Genomic DNA, 16,532 nt, shown 5'->3' on the forward strand with positions numbered 1-16,532 from the left:
GTAACCACTTTGTGTGAACAACAGGGGTCTCACGAGCCACATGTGCCAGTAGTCTCGGACCAGTGCTTGACCGTCGCATCTCGGCTTGCGTTTACGACCGCGCTCTGAGATGCGTACGGGGAGCTGCCATGTCGGAACTCGCGAGAAAGCTGGTTGCTGAATTTCGTTGTCGGTCGCACGGTCGAATGAGGTAGGTCTGCAAGTGGATGAAGAAGTGAGGGCTTGGACACTTCACCGCTTGATCTCTACTGCCGCGGCGGTCGCGCCGAAATCAGGGTCAGTGGGCGAACAAGGGGCAGAGGTAACCTTTGCCCAGCTCATTGAAGCGGCTCGCGAAATCTGGTCACGCACCTTCGATGGCGAGATCGACGAAAGCTCAGCTGTGCTGCTCGCTGTTGCTGGCACCGTCTTTGCTGCAGATGGCCAGGATGGGGCTCAACAGCTTGCAGAGAAGCTTGGCAGCATCGTCGCCTCAATCGACGGTTCGAGCGGTGACGATGCGGAAGAGACGCAGGAAACTGTAGGCGAAGAACGTCGCGCGATCGTCCTCAGGCTCTTTGAAGAGCGGTTGTGTTCAGCCGCCGTCCGGAGGCAGCAAACAAACGGCACTGCCTCTGAGCATATCGAGCGTTACACCCGCGCAGTCGCCTCAATGTAGAGCCAGTTCACAGCCAGTTTACTGGCCCTCCAGAAAGTTACTCAGCCTGCGGCGGATCTCCGATAACCCACGATCGCGGGCACCGAGAACAGCACCACCAGGCTGCCTGACCATATCGCGCAGCGAATCAGCGGCGAGCTGAAGTCTTCGCCCAGCGCGATGGCTCGCATCGCTTCCACCGCGTGTGAAAGCGGCTGGTTCTCCACGAATGGCTGCGCCCATGAGGGAAAAGCCTGCAAGGGTACGAAACCAGAGCTGAAAAACATCCCGAACATGATGAACAGTTGCAGCGCCGCGATCAGCGTTTGCTTCGTCGTGATCAGCGCACATGCTGTCGCCACCGTTGCGAATCCGATACCGAACATCAGCGGTACGGAGAGGAATGCGAAAGTTGCTGTGACACTGTTGAGGCGGAACCCCAGTGGAAAAGCAACGATCAGAATCAAAATCGTGGTGAGGACGATCCGGACCGCCTCAGCCATGAGACGGCCCGCTAAATCGGCTCCCCGGTGAATCGGCAGCGACCAGTACCGGCTGAGGACGCCATTTTCGCGTTCCTGGATTACGAGAACGACGCCCGCAATCGACCCCACCATCGCCGCCACCAGTGACATCAAGGGGGCGAAACGGTAGGCAGCCGGCTCGTTCGAGAAGCCTTCCATGGTGATGCCAATGACCATCCACAACATCACAAGCATGATCGCCGGGTACGCGACAGCCTGAACCATCGTCAGCGGGTCACGGCTCCAGATGGTCAACAGGCGCTTCGTCATGAGCAGGCTTTGCCTGACGAAAGTGACTGGCGATGATTCTGACCGCGTGAAGTTCAGCTCAGGGAACTGAGTTGTGGCGGTAGGGCGCGGGTTCGTGTTCATCGCTGTCCTCATCTCCTCCGCGCTGCTGCCCACATGGCTAGACCGCCAAGCGCTATGAACAGGGCAGCACTCCAAACAAGTCCAGGCCCAATCGTGTCCCAGGTTGCGGTTCCGCCTGCGAAGGCCCTCATAGTCTCGGCAAACTGCGATACTGGCTGGTTGCGCACGAACGGCTGCGCGAACTCTGGGAAACCTGTTTCTGGAATCAGTCCTGTCGACATCATCCCGAAGATCAGGATGGGGAGTGTGAGGGCCTGGGTGACTGCACGCGGATTGGCAGTAATGGTTCCCAACGCGTCGGCACCCAGAATCAGACTGAACCCCACGAAGAGAACGAACACGATGAAGAACGCCGCGTTCAGGGCGCCACCTTCGAATCGGAAGTTGATTATGTGCCCGTAGGCGATTGCGGCCGCAAGTGCGACTACCGCGCGCGCGAAGTGTCCCGTCATGCGGGAGAACAAAGGCACGGCACGTGGTATCGGCATTGTGTAGAGCCGTGCAGTCATGCCCTGCTGGGCATCGCGTGCCGCTTTCAATGCGGCCTGCTGCATCGTCAGGGCAACCGCGCCAAACGCAATGAGCGGCACCACGAACTGTCCGTAGTTGCGCACACCCCCGCCACCCATGTAGGTGGGCAGTTCCAGCATCGTCCTCAGGGGCACGTAGTAGGCGAGGGTGAAAATCGCGGGAGTGATCAGCGCGATGATGAAGTCGCCGTTGCGGGCCATCTCGCGCAGCGAGCGTGTGCTGAGCGCAGCCCACTGGCGCAATGCGGTCGACCTAGACGACAGCGTTTCGTTGGCCGTCAGCGACAGCGAAATGACCCCGGACGTCATTTGCCGCCCTTCTGTGCCGTGCCGTGACCGGTGAGGGCGAGGAACACGTCATCGAGTGACGGGCGGCGCAGCGCCACGTCTTCAAGCTCGATTCCCTCGGCGGAAAGCCGGCGCAGCACTTCGCTGAGCGTGGCCGGTCCATCCTCGGCGGGAATGGCGATCCGGTCGGCCTCCTCAGGGAGCTCCCCTGGGACAGCACCGTCAGGGTAAAGATCCGCGACCAGGAGCTGGATTTTGCGCAATTGACTCGGCTCAAGCGGTACAACCTCGCAGAAGGTTCCGCCCGTGCGTTCCTTCAGCTGGTTCGCAGTACCTTCGGCGATGACAGTGCCTTTGTCGATCACGATGATGTTGTCGCTGAGCAGGTCTGCTTCTTCGAGATACTGGGTCGTCAGCAGAACGGTGATGCCTTCGTTCTTCAGTTCACTGACCAGTGACCACACAGCCTGACGGCTGCGCGGGTCGAGACCGGTCGTCGGCTCGTCGAGAAACACCACTTCTGGGCGGGTGACGAGTCCGCACGCGATGTCGATGCGCCGGCGCATACCACCCGAGTAACCGCCTACCCGGCGGTTACCTGCGTGTTCGAGATCGAAAGCGGTGAGGAGCTGATCGGCCCGTGTATGGGCGGACTTGCGGTTCAGTCCCATCAGCCGGCCAAACAGCACCAGGTTCTCGCGACCGGTCAATGTTTCGTCGAGCGCGGCATACTGCCCGGTCAGCATGATAGAGCGGCGCACCTGGGCGGCCTGCTCGACCACGTCGTACCCTGCGACCCATGCTTTGCCGAAGTCGGGACGCTGGAGGGTCGAGAGAATGCTGACAGTGGTGGTCTTGCCGGCGCCGTTAGGACCGAGAACGCCGAGGACGGTCCCCTTAGGGACGGAGAAGCTGATCCCGCTCAGTGCGGTAACGTCACCGAAGGTCTTGACGACGTCGTCGACGAGAACGGCGGTCTCCGGCGATGAACGCATCCAAACTCCTGTTTGCGGTCAGTGTGGCGCAAAACCCCCACACAGTGTGTCCGAATGGAGTGCCATCCGGCATTCTGCTGGGCAGGCGCCTGCGCCCCAATGGTAAGCAGACCCCGCGTTGCTTGACCGGCAGACCTAGTTCAAGGTGTATTGATCGGACAGGCAACGGACTTATCGTAGCCCGCTGAGCCTACGTTACTTGCCGGTCATGAGTTGTCGCTCAATTCACAACAGTGATCTAAGGAGAATTACGAGCCATGCCTACTGTGGAGCTGAATGGGATTCGCCTGAGTTACCGAGTTCACGGTAAAGGTCCGCTCGTTGTTTTCGTTATGGGTACGGGTAGCCCAGGTCGAGTCTGGGAGATGTATCAGGTTCCCGCGCTTGTGAAGGCGGGCTACACAGCCGTCACCTTCGAAAACCGCGGAATCGCGCCATCCGACGAGTGCGCAGCAGGTTTCACGATTGATGACATGGTGGAGGATACGGCGGCGCTGATCGAGCACCTGGCTGCTCAGGGCCACGGACCGGCGTGCGTGGTGGGCACATCACTAGGCTCGCGCATCACCCAGGAACTGTGCCTCGCGCGTCCGGATTTGGTGAAGAAAGCGGTGCTCTTGACCGCGCACGGGCGCATGGATCCGGTGATCCGCTCACTTTCTCAGGGTGAACGGGAGATTTACGACAAAAATGTGTCGTTGCCGCCCTCGTACCAGGCTGCGGTGAACGCAATTATGAATCTCTCTCCAGCTACGCTCCGTGACGATCAGAATGCTCTCGACTGGCTGGCAATTATCGAGTATTCGACCGGTCCGGCATCGGCTGGTGTGCGGGCGCAAATGGGGCTGTCCGATTTTCCGAGCAGAGTCGATGCGTACCGCAGCATCACGGTACCGGTGCTGGCCGTCGGATACCTCGATGACAGGCTGATCCCGCCCCATCTGGCGCGCGAAGTAGCGGACGCGATCCCCGGAGCCCGCTATGCGGAGGTGCGCGACGCCGGACACTACGGTGCCCTCGAACAGCCGGGCCGCGTGAACAGTCTGATTCTCGAATTCCTCAGTGCTTGATCGGAACTGGACGATTCCGGGTGACTTCGAAGAAGACGGGAATCGCGATGGGTGCACCTTCGAGTGCGAGATAAATGTCGGCGATGGAGTCGGCGACCGCGCCGCCCGCCTGACCTAGATCTGCGTTGCCGGGGAGTGTGATCGTGAGGCTGATTGTCGGCACACCCCGGTCAAGGAAGGGGTGCGCGCGAACGTCAGTCGCAGCGGGAATCCGTCCCTTCAGGTCGTGAGCGACAGCGCCTGCGAGTGCGCGGAGATCAACGGTGAGGTGGCCGTCGGCGCTATCCGGGTCGAGAACGACGGGGCCAATGCGATCTGGCCACAACGCGAGCCCCACCACGAGCCCCCCGAGTGCGATCGCCAAGATTGAGATACCGAAAACAGCTCGCGGCCACCATCGTTCATCGGTGAGTTCGAGCAGTGTTTCGGGGTTGATATGCCCTGCCGCCGTCCGCGCCCACCCCCAGCCAGCTTGATAGCCAAGAACGACGAGCGCACCGAGGGCGAGGATAGTGCCGACCATCACGCTGACGACCCGGTTCAGTGCGACGATCAGCGCCGTCATCGGACGCCGTCCGAGGCTATCGCTGACCCAACTTTGACTTCGATGGCGAGAGGGTCCTGCAGCAGCACCAGCCCCGACTGAACCGCCTCATGCACGCGGTCGTGAAGCCCAGGATCGCCCGCATTCGATACATCGATCGTTACGATCGCCCGCTTGCGCGAGACAGTGGTGCGCGCGTTGATGACACCGGGTATTTCTCGCGCAAGCGCAGAGCACCGCCGCGCGATGTCTTTAGGGCGCATCCAGGCAGGATCTTCCGTGGCGAGCCGGAAGTGCGTTTTCCGTCGGGGAAGAACCGCGGCGATAAGCGCATACACTCCAACGACGAGGGCTGCCGCGGCGGGAAAATACATCCAGTTCTGCCACCCAGTTCCGACAAGGGATTCAAGCGTCGGCGGTATCCAGGCAGGCCCTGGGAGAAGCTCGCGAAAAATGAGGAAGTCTCGCACGCCGATGGCGCCGAGCACGATCAGTCCAGCGCCAGCTATCAGCCCGAAATAGAGGGCCGCGGGGGTAGAGAGTGGATCGTGGGGGATCGTCGGCGGATGTGGCGGGTGCTCGGGTTCACCCTCGACAGTCGCGTGATGCGACTCGCGCGCGGCTGCGAAGGCGGAGACCCGGATGTCGATACGTGCGGGATGCTCTCCCGTCAGTGCGGCTATGTCCTTCCCGACGCGTGCACGCAGCTCGTGCGTCACATGGGATAAGCGCGCCGGCCACGCGGTCGCGACATCAAGCGTGATGTGGGCGTCCGCGGGTGTTCGCAAGCCGGTCCTGGCAAACGCTACCGACGCGTTGGGGAGGTCGCGGCGGGCGAAACGGGTGCGGTAGGCGGCTACGTCGGGCAGTGACTTTGCGGCTGCGACCGCGACACGGGTGAGGACGCGCTCACGGATGTCGAGGTGCCCCCGGTCACCCCGGCCGTCGGGAGTTTCCAGCTCAGCCACGACCGCGGCTCCGCAGGAGGGCGCCCAGATCGATATAACCATCGCGATGTGCGCCGAGTGTAAGCCCAATTGCGCCGAATGCGGCAGCGAGGAACAAGCCACTGGAGCCGCCCCAGATGAACGCGAGGGCCAGAAGCAGGCCGGTGAACAGGCCCGCCGCAGTGTTGTTCATTCCGACTCCCTTGTCTGAGGGCATCATCAGGCATCATCAGGCTACGCTCCGCTGATGTCGGAGGAGGAGCCATCCGGCAGCAGCGCCAAGTTAACGCCCGCTAGACCGTGGGGTCCCCGCGGCGTATGCTCACGCCCCGTGAATACGTCAAATCAGTCGTCGCAAAGTAAGGCCGAGCCGAGGGCCCTGGGTCTCTGGCGGCGTTTCGGGGGTAACCGGATCGGCCGACTCGCCTTTTCAGCTGGAGTGTGGGCGAAAGCCCCCTACTTTGTGACGGTTGTGCCAGTGGTGCGAAGCGCGGAACCTGGACGTGTTGTCATGAGCTCGCCTAAGTGGCCTGGCGTACACAACCACATCGGCACGTTCCATGCGATCGCCATGTGCAATATCGCCGAAGCTGCCATGGGTGTCCTCATGGAGGTGACGGTCCAGCCGAGCCATCAGTGGATACCAAAGGGGATGGCGGTTGACTACCTGGCCAAGGCTCCGTCAAGCTTGACCGCTACTGCGACAATTGAGCCGATCGACTTCGGAACCATCAGTGATGGTACTGACGTAGTCGTCACGGTTTCGATCACGGACAAGAACGGCAACGAAGTCGTGAACGCTCGGATCACGACTTGGGTTCGCCCGAAAAATTAGCTGGAACGGCGGTTATACCCCGGATTTGGCTGATCACTCCTTGTAAGGCATACTATTCGGGTTGCCTTGAGTAGCCCAGACTTGTTCTCGGGCCGTCAAGGCAGTGGTCAGTGCTGCGGCCTGCGCATTTGCGAAGGTCAGCTGCGTTTCGCCTGGTCGCGGAGTGCAGTGCAGCTAGTAGCGAGAGACAAACCGAGCGTCCTCAGGGGCGCATCCGGGACACGTTCACGCTGCCCGTCAGGGCAGAAGAATGCGCGGAGAGGCGACACGCCCGACCGCGTGGACCGGAGAACCATGACAGGTGAACAGCGGCAGCGGATCGGATCTGGCACGCGCCCGCGGGCTGTGGTTCGTCTGGAATGGCTGCTCAGCATCCTGACGTAAGGATGCAGGGCATCGAAGGGGTGGTCCCAGGACCACAACATCGAAAGGTGTGACCCGAGGGGGTCACAGCTACAGCGGCAAGGAAAAGGACACAAGCGTGGCGGGACAGAAGATCCGCATCAGGCTCAAGGCCTACGACCATGAGGCGATTGATGCGTCAGCGCGCAAGATCGTCGAGACGGTGACCCGTACGGGCGCTCGGGTCGTCGGCCCGGTGCCGTTGCCGACCGAGAAGAACGTGTACTGCGTCATCCGCTCGCCGCATAAGTACAAGGATTCGCGCGAGCATTTCGAGATGCGCACTCACAAGCGTCTCATCGACATCCTCGACCCGACGCCGAAGACGGTTGATGCGCTCATGCGGATCGATCTACCGGCGAGCGTCGACGTCAACATCCAGTGATCGTGCAAGACGCAGTGGAGACACGCTCAAATGACTAAGCAGAACGAAGCAAAGATCAAGGGCATCCTGGGCAACAAGCTCGGCATGACTCAGGTCTTCGACGATCGCAACCGCGTTGTGCCGGTAACTGTCGTCAAGGCCGGGCCGTGCGTCGTTGTCGGGGTGCGAACCGAAGAGACTGACGGCTACAACGCTGTGCGGCTCGCATTCGGTGCAATCGACCCCCGTAAGGTAACCAAGCCCGTCGCCGGGCAGTACGCGAAGGCTGGTGCGACACCGCGCCGTCACCTCGTTGAGCTCCGTGTAGCAGACCCGTCTCAGTACGAGGTCGGCCAGGAAGTTACAGCAGACGTCTTCGCGGATGGCGCCACGGTGGATGTGACCGGCATCAGCAAGGGCAAGGGCACCGCCGGTGTCATGAAGCGCCACGGTTTTGCCGGGCAGGGCGCTTCACACGGCGCTCAGGCTGTGCACCGTCGTCCAGGCTCAATCGGTGGCTGCGCCACTCCGGGCCGCGTTTTCAAGGGCATGCGCATGGCAGGCCGCATGGGCAACGAGCGTGTCACCACCCAGAACCTGACGGTTTACAAGGTGGACAGCGATGCTGGTCTGCTCCTTATCAAGGGCGCCATCCCCGGTCGTAAGGGCGGCCTTGTTGTCGTCAAGACCGCTGTGAAGGGTGGCGAGTAAATATGACCAGCGTTAAAGACACAGTGGCAGCAACGAAACTGCAGCTGGATGTCCGTACCCCCGAGGGCGGCACCAACGGCACTGTCGATCTGCCCGCCGAAATCTTCGATGCGCCAGTCAACGTCGCACTGATGCACCAGGTGGTGGTGGCTCAGCTTGCAGCCGCACGCCAGGGCACCCACTCGACGAAGACGCGTGCCGAGGTCAGCGGTGGTGGCAAGAAGCCATACCGCCAGAAGGGCACCGGCCGTGCGCGCCAGGGCTCGACCCGCGCGCCGCAGTTCGTCGGTGGTGGCACGGTTCACGGCCCGAAGCCGCGTGACTACAGCCAGCGCACCCCGAAGAAGATGATCGCGGGTGCACTGCGCAGCGCGCTGTCAGACCGTGCGCGCAGCGAGCGTATCCACGTCATCACCGAGGTAGTGGCTGGTCAGGAACCATCCACGAAAGCGGCGAAGACCTTCTTCGCGCAGATCAGCGACCGGAATAAGTTCCTCCTGGTCGTCGGTCGCGAAGATCTGGCTGCGTGGCTGAGCGTGAGCAACCTCGACAACGTTCACCCCATCGCTCCTGACCAGCTCAACACGTATGACGTGCTGGACAGTGACGACCTGGTGTTCACCGTTGAGGCTCTGGATTCGTTCATCGCCGCACGGACCGCCAAGTCGGGTGCAGCATCATCTGAGGAGGAGTCGAAGTGACCACCTCGAAGACCCTCGCAGATCCGCGCGACATCATCCTCGCGCCGGTCATCTCTGAGAAGTCTTACGGGCTGATCGAAGAGGGAACCTACACCTTCCTCGTGCACCCGGACGCGAACAAGACGCAGATCAAGATCGCCATTGAGAAAATCTTCGGCGTGAAGGTCGTGAGCGTGAACACCGCCAACCGGCAGGGCAAGAAGAAACGGACCCGATTCGGGTTCGGCAAGCGCAAGGACACCAAGCGCGCCTTCGTCACCCTGACGGCAGACAGCAAGCCCATCGAGCTCTTCGGAGGTCCGGTCGCCTAGCATCCCAATTCACTTTGGGGCCTAGCTGACTGGGACTGACGAAACAAAGAGGACTGAAGACTCATGGCAATCCGTAAGTACAAGCCAACATCCCCGGGCCGCCGGGGTGCGAGCGTCGCTGACTTCGCGGAGATCACGCGCTCGACTCCGGAAAAGTCACTGGTTCGCCCACTGACCAAGTCCGGTGGCCGTAACGCTCATGGCCGGATCACAACCCGGCACAAGGGCGGTGGACACAAGCGTGCATACCGCGTCATCGACTTCCGCCGCGCGGACAAAGACGGCGTCAACGCGAAGGTCGCTCACATTGAGTACGACCCCAACCGCACTTCGCGGATCGCGTTGCTCCACTACCTCGATGGCGAAAAGCGCTACATCATCGCTCCGGCGAAGCTGAAGCAAGGCGACGTCGTCGAGTCGGGACCCGGTGCAGACATCAAGCCAGGTAACAACCTGCCGCTGCGCAACATCCCGACAGGTACGGTCATCCACGCGATCGAACTCCGCCCAGGTGGCGGCGCCAAGATCGCTCGCAGTGCGGGCACTTCCGTGCAGCTCGTCGCCAAGGATGGTCCATACGCCCAGCTGCGTATGCCGTCCGGCGAAATCCGGAATGTTGACGTCCGCTGCCGTGCCTCGATTGGTGAGGTGGGCAACTCAGAGCACGCCAACATCAACTGGGGCAAAGCTGGCCGCATGCGGTGGAAGGGCAAGCGCCCAACCGTCCGTGGTGTGGTGATGAACCCGATCGACCACCCACATGGTGGTGGTGAAGGTAAGACATCGGGTGGCCGTCACCCGGTGAGCCCGTGGGGCAAGCCGGAGGGTCGCACCCGTCGTCGCAAGGAAAGCGACAGGATGATCGTTCGCCGCCGCCGTACAGGCAAGAAGCGCTAGGAGGGAGTGAAAGATGCCGCGCAGCCTTAAGAAGGGCCCGTTCGTCGATGACCACCTCCTCGCGAAGGTGGACGTCCAGAACGACAAGGGAACCAAGCAGGTCATCAAGACCTGGTCCCGCCGTTCGACGATCATTCCGGACTTCATTGGTCACACGTTTGCGGTCCACGATGGCCGTAAGCATGTCCCGGTGTTCGTTTCCGAGAACATGGTCGGTCACAAGCTCGGTGAGTTCGCGCCGACCCGGGCATTCAGAAGCCACATCAAGGAAGACCGGAAGAGCAAGCGCCGATGAGCAACAACAACACTGCGACCGAGAACCCGACCGCTCGGGCAACGGCTCGCTTCGTGCGCGTGACGCCGATGAAGGCACGACGCGTCGTGGATCTCATCCGCGGGCGCGATGCTGCCGACGCGCTGACCGTCCTCAAGTTCGCGCCGCAAGCGGCGAGCGAGCCGGTCGCCAAGGTGCTCGCTAGTGCCGTTGCGAATGCCGAGAACAACCTGAGTCTCGATCCGCGGACACTGGTGGTGTCGGAGGCCTATGTAGACGAAGGTCCCACGATGAAGCGCTTCCAGCCGCGTGCGCAGGGCCGGGCATTCCGGATCCGTAAGCGCACCAGCCACATCACTGTGGTTGTGGAAAGTGTGGAGTCGAAGTCCACAGGCAACCGTAACCGCCGGAAGGGAGCTCAGTAGTGGGCCAGAAAATCAACCCGCACGGCTTCCGTCTAGGTATCACCACGGACTGGAAGTCCCGTTGGTACGCGGACAAGCAGTACGCGGAGTACGTGAAAGAAGACGTCGAGATCCGCAAGCTTCTCAAGACTGGTCTTGAGCGCGCTGGCATCTCGAAGGTGGAGATCGAGCGCACACGCGACCGCGTGCGTGTCGACATCTTCACGGCACGCCCAGGCATTGTCATCGGACGCCGCGGCACCGAGGCGGACCGTATCCGTGCACAGCTCGAGAAGCTCACTGCCAAGCAGGTGCAGCTGAACATCCTCGAGGTGAAGAACGCCGACAGCGACGCGCAGCTTGTCGCTCAAGGTGTGGCGGAGCAGCTCTCGAACCGTGTGGCGTTCCGCCGCGCGATGCGCAAGGCGATCCAGTCGGCTATGCGCCACCCGCATGTCAAGGGCATCCGAGTGCAGTGCTCAGGCCGTCTTGGTGGTGCCGAAATGTCGCGTTCGGAGTTCTACCGCGAAGGTCGTGTGCCGCTGCACACCCTCCGCGCGGACATCGACTACGGGCTCCACGAGGCAAAAACAACGTTCGGCCGGATCGGCGTGAAGGTCTGGATCTACAAGGGTGACGTTGTTGGTGGCCGCCGTGAGGCAGATGTTGTCGTGCCAGGAGCTGACGATCGTCGGCCACGCCGTGAGCGCCCGTCACGACCCCGTCGCGGTGGCGCTGGTTCCTCAGCGCCTGAAGGCGGACGGAAGACGGCTGACGCTGGTGTCGGGGCTGCTGGCGCAGGTACTGCGCCAAGTGAGAGCAAGGAGGCCTGACGATGCTGATCCCACGCAAGGTGAAGCACCGCAAGCAGCACAAGCCCAAGCGCACGGGTCTCGCCAAGGGCGGCACCCAGGTGGTATTCGGTGACTTCGGTATTCAGGCTCTTGAGCCGGCGTACCTGACCAACCGGCAGATCGAATCCGCGCGTATTGCCATCAACCGGCACATCCGCCGTGGTGGCAAGGTGTGGATCAACGTGTTCCCTGACCGGCCGCTGACGAAGAAGCCAGCCGAAACCCGCATGGGTTCAGGTAAGGGCTCACCCGAGTGGTGGGTCGCGAACATCAAGCCTGGCCGCGTGATGTTCGAGATGTCATACCCCAATGAGGAGGTGGCTCGTGAGGCTCTGCGCCGCGCGATCCACAAACTCCCAATGAAGTGCAGGATCGTGACGAGGGAGGGACAGTTCTGATGGCTACCGGAACAAAAGCCTCAGAGCTCCGTGAACTCAGCAAAGAAGAGCTGGTCGAGCGGCTACGCGAAGCTAAGGAAGAGCTCTTCAACCTGCGTTTCCAGATGGCAACCGGACAGCTCGACAACAACCGTCGTCTGGGCACAGTCCGTAAGGACATCGCACGGATCTACACGGTGCTGCGTGAGCGCGAACTCGGGCTTGCTGCAGGACCGGAAACCGAGACGGCTGGTGACGCAGCATGAGTGAGGACAACAGCGTGAATTCGGCTCAGGCGGAAGGCTCCGCCCAGACCCAGAAGCCCCGGGGCCGGCGCAAGACGCGCATCGGCTACGTGGTTTCCGACAAGATGCAGAAGACGATCGTCGTCGAGCTTGAAGACCGCGTGAAGCACTCGCTTTACGGCAAGGTCATCCGGCGCACCAGCCGGGTCAAGGCTCACGACGAGAATGAGACCGCAGGCATCGGCGACCGCGTGCAGCTGATGGAGACCCGTCCACTGTCGGCCACCAAGCGCTGGCGGCTCGTCGAGGTTCTCGAAAAAGCCAAGTAGTCTTCCTTCTGCCCGCCGCAGCGCGAGCCGCGGTGGGCAGAGCGGGGCAATAAAGACAGATTGGGACCGAGCGTGGTCAGGTCGGAAATCTGCCACGTATAAATCCAGGTTCAGGAGAAGATAGTGATCCAGCAGGAATCGCGACTTCGGGTCGCCGACAACACGGGTGCTAGGGAGATTCTGTGCATCCGCGTTCTCGGTGGATCCGGACGTCGTTACGCCGGTGTGGGTGACATCATCGTTGCGACGGTGAAGGAAGCCATCCCTGGCGGCAACATCAAGCGCGGCGAGGTCGTCAAGGCCGTTATCGTTCGCACCAAGAAGGAACGCCGCCGTCCCGACGGTTCGTACATCCGATTCGATGAGAATGCAGCTGTCATCCTCAAGAACGCTACCGACCCACGTGGCACCCGAATCTTCGGCCCAGTTGGTCGTGAGCTTCGTGACAAGCGCTTCATGAAGATCGTTTCGCTTGCGCCGGAGGTGTTGTGATGAAGGTACGTAAGGGCGACACAGTTCTCGTCGTATCAGGCAAGGACAAGGGCGCTAAGGGCAAGGTCATTCAGGCTTTCCCGAAGACCGAAAAGGTGCTTGTCGAGGGTGTGAACCGTATCAAGAAGCACACGCCCATTTCGGCAAACCAGCGCGGTGCTCAGACCGGTGGAATCGTCACCCAGGAAGCGCCAATCCATGTTTCCAACGTCATGGTGGTCGATGCTGACGGGAATCCAACCCGGGTGGGATACCGCGCCGATGAGGAGTCCGGCAAGCGCGTTCGGATCTCCCGCAAGACCGGGAAGGACATCTGAGCATGACTGCTGTTGAGCACCCAGAAAAGTACCGGAGTGAAGTGCAGCCGCGGCTGAAGTCCCGCTACCGCAGCGAGATCAAAGACGCGCTGAACAACGAGTTCACCTACGCGAACGTCATGCAGATCCCCGGTGTCGTGAAGGTCGTCGTCAACATGGGCGTCGGAGACGCCGCTCGTGACGGCAAGCTGATCAACGGCGCTGTCCGGGATCTCTCGCTGATCACCGGTCAGAAGCCTGAGGTTCGTCGCGCCCGGAAGTCCATCGCGCAGTTCAAGCTGCGCGAAGGAATGCCCATCGGTGCCCGCGCCACCCTGCGCGGTGACCGCATGTGGGAGTTCCTCGACCGCCTGGTCACCATCGCGCTGCCCCGTATCAGGGACTTCCGTGGACTGTCGCCCAAGCAGTTCGACGGAAATGGCAACTACACGTTCGGTCTCAATGAGCAGTCAATGTTCCACGAGATCGACATCGACTCGATCGACCGTCCTCGCGGCATGAACATCACTGTTGTGACTACCGCGACAACTGACGAAGAGGGCCGTGCGCTGCTGAAGCACCTCGGCTTCCCCTTCAAGGAGAGCTGAGCATCCATGGCTAAGAAAGCACTGGTAATCAAGGCCGCTCGCAAGCCGAAGTTCGCCGTCCGCGCGTACACACGGTGCCAGAAGTGCGGTCGCCCGCACTCTGTCTACCGCAAGTTCGGTCTGTGCCGCGTGTGCCTTCGCGAGATGGCGCACAAGGGCGAACTGCCCGGCGTGCACAAGTCGTCCTGGTGAGATTTCAAGAATTATCAATTTGCACTTCGCTGCAGGCCCCTGCGGGGAACCGTGGCGAGAAAGGTGAGTAGGTCACTCCCATGACCATGACCGATCCTGTCGCAGACATGCTGACGCGTCTGCGCAATGCCAACTCGGCATTCCACGACACCGTGGTAATGCCGCACTCAAAGCTGAAGGCGAACATCGCCGAGATCCTGAAGCGCGAGGGATACATCGCCGACTACCGCACTGAGCCTGCTCGGGTCGGTAAGTCTTTGATCGTCGAGCTGAAGTACGGCCCGACCCGTGAGCGCTCGATCGCTGGTCTGCGCCGTGTTTCTAAGCCGGGTCTGCGCGTATACGCAAAGTCCACCAATCTGCCGAAGGTACTGGGTGGCCTTGGCGTGGCGATCATCTCCACGTCGACAGGCTTGCTTACCGACCGTCAGGCTGCGACTCAGAGGGTGGGCGGGGAAGTCCTCGCCTACGTCTGGTGAGGGAGGCCACGACATGTCACGTATTGGAAAGCACCCTGTGCGAGTCCCGTCCGGTGTTGACATCAACATCGACGGCCAGAAAATTGTCGTGAAGGGCCCGAAGGGCACCCTCGATCTCACTATCGCCACACCGATTACGGTCGCTCGTGACGATGATGGAACGATCGCGGTTTCACGTCCCGATGACGAGCGTAAGAGCCGCGCACTGCACGGTCTCTCACGCACGTTGATCAACAACATGGTCGTCGGTGTCACCGAGGGCTACACCACGAACATGGAAATCCATGGCGTGGGCTACCGCGTGCAGCAAAAGGGAAGCAACCTCGAGTTCGCCCTCGGGTTCAGCCACCCTGTGCCGATCGAGGCGCCGGAAGGCATCACCTTCAAGGTGGAATCGCCGACCAAGTTCTCGATCTCTGGCATCGACAAGCAGCAGGTGGGGCAGGTCGCTGCCAACATCCGCCGCCTGCGCCGTCCAGACCCCTATAAGGGCAAGGGCATTCGTTACGCCGGCGAGCAGATCCGTCGCAAGGAAGGAAAGACGGGTAAGTAATCATGAGCCAGGCAACACAAGCAACAGATAAGCCGATCAAGCGCACGCCGGTCGGTACCGACGTCTCGACGCAGCGCCGTATCTCCCGTGCCCGCCGCCACTTCCGTCTGCGGAAGAAGATCGCGGGTACTGCGGAACGTCCCCGTCTCGCAGTGCACCGCTCCTCGCGGCATATCCACGTGCAGGTGATCGACGACCTCGCAGGACGCACACTCGCTGCCGCATCGTCGATGGAGCCGGACGTGCGTGCTGTCGAGGGTGACAAAAAAGCCCGGAGCGAAAAGGTCGGTGCCCTCATCGCCCAGCGCGCCAAGGATGCCGGCATCGAAGCGGTGGTGTTCGACCGGGGTGGCAACGACTATCACGGCCGCATCGCCGCACTGGCTGATGCCGCACGTGAAGGTGGATTGAAGTTCTGATCATGATGACCACCCGAAACACACCAAATCGTACGAACGGAAGGAAAGCCTAATGCCGGGACGTGGTCGGCGTGACGGCGGCAGCGGACCCGCCGGTAGTAACAATCCAAGTGGTGACGACCAGAAGGACCGCAGAGATCGTCGCGACCGCCGCGGCGACAATGCCCGTGGTCCAGCGAACGAGAAGTCGAACCATCTCGAGCGCGTCGTCGCGATCAACCGAGTCGCCAAGGTCGTCAAGGGTGGTCGTCGTTTCAGCTTCACCGCCCTCGTCGTTGTCGGTGACGGCAACGGTGTCGTCGGTGTCGGATACGGAAAGGCCAAGGAAGTTCCCGCGGCCATTCAGAAGGGCGTCGAAGAGGCCCGGAAGAATTTCTTCCGTGTTCCGCTGATCGCGGGCACCATCACCCACCCAGTGCAGGGTGAAGCCGCAGCAGGTGTTGTCTTCCTGCGCCCGGCCAGCCCCGGTACCGGTGTTATCGCCGGCGGTGCTGTACGCGCAGTGCTTGAATGCGCAGGTGTCCATGACATCCTGTCGAAGTCACTAGGCAGCGACAACGCCATCAACGTTGTTCACGCGACGGTCGCAGCACTCAAGCAGCTGCAGCGCCCTGAGGAAGTTGCCGCACGTCGCGGTCTTCCGATCGAGCACGTTGCACCTGCCGGTATGCTCCGCGCACGCGCAGGGCAGGGGGCATAGCAATGGCTGAGTTGAGAGTTACCCAGCTGCGAAGCACCATCGGGGCGAACCCGAAGCAGCGCGAAAGCATGCGCACCCTTGGTCTGAAGCGGATCCGCCAGTCGGTAGTCCGTGAGGACACCCCTCAGAACCGTGGGCTTATCCATGTGGTGCGCCACCTCGTAGAAGTTGAGGAGGTCTGA

29 protein-coding genes are annotated in these 16,532 nt (G+C 61.5%); 23 read left to right on the forward strand and 6 right to left on the reverse strand.

The annotated features are described in order from the left end of the window. Positions 1 to 238 precede the first annotated feature (238 nt). Complete coding sequence (locus AS9A_RS02245) at positions 239 to 658, forward strand: hypothetical protein (protein ID WP_148262387.1); 420 nt, start codon at positions 239 to 241, stop codon at positions 656 to 658. 41 nt (positions 659 to 699) lie between these two features. On the opposite strand, the gene AS9A_RS02250 is transcribed toward AS9A_RS02245, so the two are convergent. The 3 genes from AS9A_RS02250 to AS9A_RS02260 are packed head-to-tail and all read right to left on the reverse strand — an operon-like array spanning position 700 to position 3,346. Then, positions 700 to 1,533: an ABC transporter permease gene (locus tag AS9A_RS02250; RefSeq protein WP_013805269.1), complete on the reverse strand. Its 834-nt coding sequence runs from the start codon at positions 1,531 to 1,533 to the stop codon at positions 700 to 702. 8 nt (positions 1,534 to 1,541) lie between these two features. After that, positions 1,542 to 2,372, reverse strand: coding sequence for an ABC transporter permease (locus AS9A_RS02255; protein WP_013805270.1), 831 nt, complete (start codon positions 2,370 to 2,372; stop codon positions 1,542 to 1,544). Then, on the reverse strand, positions 2,369 to 3,346 hold the full coding sequence (locus tag AS9A_RS02260) for an ATP-binding cassette domain-containing protein (protein ID WP_013805271.1): 978 nt from the start codon (positions 3,344 to 3,346) through the stop codon (positions 2,369 to 2,371). The genes AS9A_RS02255 and AS9A_RS02260 overlap by 4 nt, the downstream gene beginning before the upstream one ends. A 257-nt stretch (positions 3,347 to 3,603) precedes the next feature. Between AS9A_RS02260 and AS9A_RS02265 the strand changes: the two genes are divergently transcribed. Next, a complete protein-coding gene (locus AS9A_RS02265; protein ID WP_013805272.1) occupies positions 3,604 to 4,416 on the forward strand; it encodes an alpha/beta fold hydrolase in 813 nt (270 codons plus the stop codon). Here AS9A_RS02265 and AS9A_RS02270 read toward each other — a convergent pair. The 3 genes from AS9A_RS02270 to AS9A_RS02280 are packed head-to-tail and all read right to left on the reverse strand — an operon-like array spanning position 4,406 to position 6,100. Then, a complete protein-coding gene (locus AS9A_RS02270) occupies positions 4,406 to 4,981 on the reverse strand; it encodes an Asp23/Gls24 family envelope stress response protein (protein WP_013805273.1) in 576 nt (191 codons plus the stop codon). The genes AS9A_RS02265 and AS9A_RS02270 overlap by 11 nt on opposite strands. Next, on the reverse strand, positions 4,978 to 5,928 hold the full coding sequence (locus tag AS9A_RS22550; protein WP_013805274.1) for a DUF6286 domain-containing protein: 951 nt from the start codon (positions 5,926 to 5,928) through the stop codon (positions 4,978 to 4,980). The genes AS9A_RS02270 and AS9A_RS22550 overlap by 4 nt, the downstream gene beginning before the upstream one ends. Beyond that, the gene (locus AS9A_RS02280; protein WP_013805275.1) at positions 5,921 to 6,100 is read right to left on the reverse strand and encodes a hypothetical protein; all 180 of its coding nucleotides are present in this window, start codon (positions 6,098 to 6,100) and stop codon (positions 5,921 to 5,923) included. Before AS9A_RS02280 ends, AS9A_RS22550 begins: the two co-directional genes overlap by 8 nt. Positions 6,101 to 6,238: 138 nt before the next feature. Here AS9A_RS02280 and AS9A_RS02285 point away from each other — a divergent pair, with 138 nt between their 5' ends. The 21 genes from AS9A_RS02285 to rpmD all read left to right on the forward strand — a co-directional run bounded on the left by AS9A_RS02285 (position 6,239) and on the right by rpmD (position 16,532). Further along, on the forward strand, positions 6,239 to 6,742 hold the full coding sequence (locus AS9A_RS02285; protein WP_407636560.1) for a hotdog fold domain-containing protein: 504 nt from the start codon (positions 6,239 to 6,241) through the stop codon (positions 6,740 to 6,742). A 481-nt stretch (positions 6,743 to 7,223) separates the two neighbouring features. Further along, entirely contained in the window at positions 7,224 to 7,529 is a 306-nt protein-coding gene (gene rpsJ, locus AS9A_RS02290; RefSeq protein ID WP_003938093.1) for a 30S ribosomal protein S10, read from the forward strand. A 30-nt stretch (positions 7,530 to 7,559) separates the two neighbouring features. Next, positions 7,560 to 8,219, forward strand: coding sequence for a 50S ribosomal protein L3 (rplC, locus tag AS9A_RS02295; RefSeq protein ID WP_013805278.1), 660 nt, complete (start codon positions 7,560 to 7,562; stop codon positions 8,217 to 8,219). Between the two features lie 2 nt (positions 8,220 to 8,221). Next, the gene (gene rplD / locus AS9A_RS02300) at positions 8,222 to 8,920 is read left to right on the forward strand and encodes a 50S ribosomal protein L4 (RefSeq protein WP_013805279.1); all 699 of its coding nucleotides are present in this window, start codon (positions 8,222 to 8,224) and stop codon (positions 8,918 to 8,920) included. Continuing rightward, positions 8,917 to 9,231, forward strand: coding sequence for a 50S ribosomal protein L23 (gene rplW / locus AS9A_RS02305; RefSeq protein ID WP_013805280.1), 315 nt, complete (start codon positions 8,917 to 8,919; stop codon positions 9,229 to 9,231). Before rplD ends, rplW begins: the two co-directional genes overlap by 4 nt. 63 nt (positions 9,232 to 9,294) lie before the next feature. Beyond that, positions 9,295 to 10,128: a 50S ribosomal protein L2 gene (gene rplB / locus AS9A_RS02310; protein ID WP_013805281.1), complete on the forward strand. Its 834-nt coding sequence runs from the start codon at positions 9,295 to 9,297 to the stop codon at positions 10,126 to 10,128. 13 nt (positions 10,129 to 10,141) lie between these two features. Beyond that, on the forward strand, positions 10,142 to 10,423 hold the full coding sequence (rpsS, locus tag AS9A_RS02315; RefSeq protein WP_013805282.1) for a 30S ribosomal protein S19: 282 nt from the start codon (positions 10,142 to 10,144) through the stop codon (positions 10,421 to 10,423). Further along, positions 10,420 to 10,827 carry a 50S ribosomal protein L22 gene (rplV, locus tag AS9A_RS02320; protein WP_013805283.1) on the forward strand — a complete coding sequence of 136 codons (408 nt, stop codon included), beginning with the start codon at positions 10,420 to 10,422 and terminating at the stop codon, positions 10,825 to 10,827. Before rpsS ends, rplV begins: the two co-directional genes overlap by 4 nt. Then, complete coding sequence (gene rpsC / locus AS9A_RS02325) at positions 10,827 to 11,639, forward strand: 30S ribosomal protein S3 (protein ID WP_013805284.1); 813 nt, start codon at positions 10,827 to 10,829, stop codon at positions 11,637 to 11,639. Before rplV ends, rpsC begins: the two co-directional genes overlap by 1 nt. A 2-nt stretch (positions 11,640 to 11,641) precedes the next feature. Beyond that, positions 11,642 to 12,058, forward strand: coding sequence for a 50S ribosomal protein L16 (gene rplP / locus AS9A_RS02330; RefSeq protein ID WP_013805285.1), 417 nt, complete (start codon positions 11,642 to 11,644; stop codon positions 12,056 to 12,058). Beyond that, positions 12,058 to 12,303 (forward strand): 50S ribosomal protein L29, encoded by a 246-nt coding sequence (rpmC, locus tag AS9A_RS02335; RefSeq protein WP_013805286.1) that lies wholly within the window; start codon positions 12,058 to 12,060, stop codon positions 12,301 to 12,303. Before rplP ends, rpmC begins: the two co-directional genes overlap by 1 nt. Then, positions 12,300 to 12,611, forward strand: coding sequence for a 30S ribosomal protein S17 (rpsQ, locus tag AS9A_RS02340; protein WP_013805287.1), 312 nt, complete (start codon positions 12,300 to 12,302; stop codon positions 12,609 to 12,611). The genes rpmC and rpsQ overlap by 4 nt, the downstream gene beginning before the upstream one ends. A gap of 123 nt (positions 12,612 to 12,734) precedes the next feature. Further along, positions 12,735 to 13,103 (forward strand): 50S ribosomal protein L14, encoded by a 369-nt coding sequence (gene rplN / locus AS9A_RS02345; RefSeq protein ID WP_013805288.1) that lies wholly within the window; start codon positions 12,735 to 12,737, stop codon positions 13,101 to 13,103. After that, positions 13,103 to 13,420, forward strand: coding sequence for a 50S ribosomal protein L24 (gene rplX, locus AS9A_RS02350; protein WP_013805289.1), 318 nt, complete (start codon positions 13,103 to 13,105; stop codon positions 13,418 to 13,420). Before rplN ends, rplX begins: the two co-directional genes overlap by 1 nt. Before the next feature lie 2 nt (positions 13,421 to 13,422). Beyond that, on the forward strand, positions 13,423 to 14,007 hold the full coding sequence (gene rplE, locus AS9A_RS02355) for a 50S ribosomal protein L5 (RefSeq protein WP_013805290.1): 585 nt from the start codon (positions 13,423 to 13,425) through the stop codon (positions 14,005 to 14,007). A 6-nt stretch (positions 14,008 to 14,013) separates the two neighbouring features. After that, positions 14,014 to 14,199, forward strand: coding sequence for a type Z 30S ribosomal protein S14 (locus tag AS9A_RS02360; protein WP_013805291.1), 186 nt, complete (start codon positions 14,014 to 14,016; stop codon positions 14,197 to 14,199). Positions 14,200 to 14,279: 80 nt separating this feature from the next. Further along, positions 14,280 to 14,678 carry a 30S ribosomal protein S8 gene (gene rpsH / locus AS9A_RS02365; protein WP_013805292.1) on the forward strand — a complete coding sequence of 133 codons (399 nt, stop codon included), beginning with the start codon at positions 14,280 to 14,282 and terminating at the stop codon, positions 14,676 to 14,678. Between the two features lie 13 nt (positions 14,679 to 14,691). Beyond that, entirely contained in the window at positions 14,692 to 15,231 is a 540-nt protein-coding gene (rplF, locus tag AS9A_RS02370) for a 50S ribosomal protein L6 (RefSeq protein WP_041450800.1), read from the forward strand. Between the two features lie 2 nt (positions 15,232 to 15,233). Continuing rightward, positions 15,234 to 15,650, forward strand: coding sequence for a 50S ribosomal protein L18 (rplR, locus tag AS9A_RS02375; RefSeq protein ID WP_013805294.1), 417 nt, complete (start codon positions 15,234 to 15,236; stop codon positions 15,648 to 15,650). A 52-nt stretch (positions 15,651 to 15,702) separates the two neighbouring features. Then, positions 15,703 to 16,350 carry a 30S ribosomal protein S5 gene (gene rpsE / locus AS9A_RS02380; RefSeq protein ID WP_013805295.1) on the forward strand — a complete coding sequence of 216 codons (648 nt, stop codon included), beginning with the start codon at positions 15,703 to 15,705 and terminating at the stop codon, positions 16,348 to 16,350. A gap of 2 nt (positions 16,351 to 16,352) precedes the next feature. After that, positions 16,353 to 16,532: a 50S ribosomal protein L30 gene (gene rpmD / locus AS9A_RS02385; protein WP_013805296.1), complete on the forward strand. Its 180-nt coding sequence runs from the start codon at positions 16,353 to 16,355 to the stop codon at positions 16,530 to 16,532.

Source organism: Hoyosella subflava DQS3-9A1 (genome assembly GCF_000214175.1).
Classification (GTDB): domain Bacteria; phylum Actinomycetota; class Actinomycetes; order Mycobacteriales; family Mycobacteriaceae; genus Hoyosella; species Hoyosella subflava.

Excerpts from the sequence above, each read along its gene's own strand:
- AS9A_RS02250 (WP_013805269.1), bottom strand. The coding sequence starts at position 1,533 with ATGAACACGAACCCGCGCCCTACCGCCACAACTCAGTTCCCTGAGCTG.
- AS9A_RS02255 (WP_013805270.1), bottom strand. The coding sequence starts at position 2,372 with ATGACGTCCGGGGTCATTTCGCTGTCGCTGACGGCCAACGAAACGCTG.
- AS9A_RS02260 (WP_013805271.1), bottom strand. The coding sequence starts at position 3,346 with ATGCGTTCATCGCCGGAGACCGCCGTTCTCGTCGACGACGTCGTCAAG.
- AS9A_RS02265 (WP_013805272.1), top strand. The coding sequence starts at position 3,604 with ATGCCTACTGTGGAGCTGAATGGGATTCGCCTGAGTTACCGAGTTCAC.
- AS9A_RS02270 (WP_013805273.1), bottom strand. The coding sequence starts at position 4,981 with ATGACGGCGCTGATCGTCGCACTGAACCGGGTCGTCAGCGTGATGGTC.
- AS9A_RS02280 (WP_013805275.1), bottom strand. The coding sequence starts at position 6,100 with ATGAACAACACTGCGGCGGGCCTGTTCACCGGCCTGCTTCTGGCCCTC.
- rplC (WP_013805278.1), top strand. The coding sequence starts at position 7,560 with ATGACTAAGCAGAACGAAGCAAAGATCAAGGGCATCCTGGGCAACAAG.
- rplD (WP_013805279.1), top strand. The coding sequence starts at position 8,222 with ATGACCAGCGTTAAAGACACAGTGGCAGCAACGAAACTGCAGCTGGAT.
- rplB (WP_013805281.1), top strand. The coding sequence starts at position 9,295 with ATGGCAATCCGTAAGTACAAGCCAACATCCCCGGGCCGCCGGGGTGCG.
- rpsS (WP_013805282.1), top strand. The coding sequence starts at position 10,142 with ATGCCGCGCAGCCTTAAGAAGGGCCCGTTCGTCGATGACCACCTCCTC.
- rplV (WP_013805283.1), top strand. The coding sequence starts at position 10,420 with ATGAGCAACAACAACACTGCGACCGAGAACCCGACCGCTCGGGCAACG.
- rplP (WP_013805285.1), top strand. The coding sequence starts at position 11,642 with ATGCTGATCCCACGCAAGGTGAAGCACCGCAAGCAGCACAAGCCCAAG.
- rpmC (WP_013805286.1), top strand. The coding sequence starts at position 12,058 with ATGGCTACCGGAACAAAAGCCTCAGAGCTCCGTGAACTCAGCAAAGAA.
- rpsQ (WP_013805287.1), top strand. The coding sequence starts at position 12,300 with ATGAGTGAGGACAACAGCGTGAATTCGGCTCAGGCGGAAGGCTCCGCC.
- rplX (WP_013805289.1), top strand. The coding sequence starts at position 13,103 with ATGAAGGTACGTAAGGGCGACACAGTTCTCGTCGTATCAGGCAAGGAC.
- rplE (WP_013805290.1), top strand. The coding sequence starts at position 13,423 with ATGACTGCTGTTGAGCACCCAGAAAAGTACCGGAGTGAAGTGCAGCCG.
- AS9A_RS02360 (WP_013805291.1), top strand. The coding sequence starts at position 14,014 with ATGGCTAAGAAAGCACTGGTAATCAAGGCCGCTCGCAAGCCGAAGTTC.
- rpsH (WP_013805292.1), top strand. The coding sequence starts at position 14,280 with ATGACCATGACCGATCCTGTCGCAGACATGCTGACGCGTCTGCGCAAT.
- rplF (WP_041450800.1), top strand. The coding sequence starts at position 14,692 with ATGTCACGTATTGGAAAGCACCCTGTGCGAGTCCCGTCCGGTGTTGAC.
- rplR (WP_013805294.1), top strand. The coding sequence starts at position 15,234 with ATGAGCCAGGCAACACAAGCAACAGATAAGCCGATCAAGCGCACGCCG.
- rpsE (WP_013805295.1), top strand. The coding sequence starts at position 15,703 with ATGCCGGGACGTGGTCGGCGTGACGGCGGCAGCGGACCCGCCGGTAGT.
- rpmD (WP_013805296.1), top strand. The coding sequence starts at position 16,353 with ATGGCTGAGTTGAGAGTTACCCAGCTGCGAAGCACCATCGGGGCGAAC.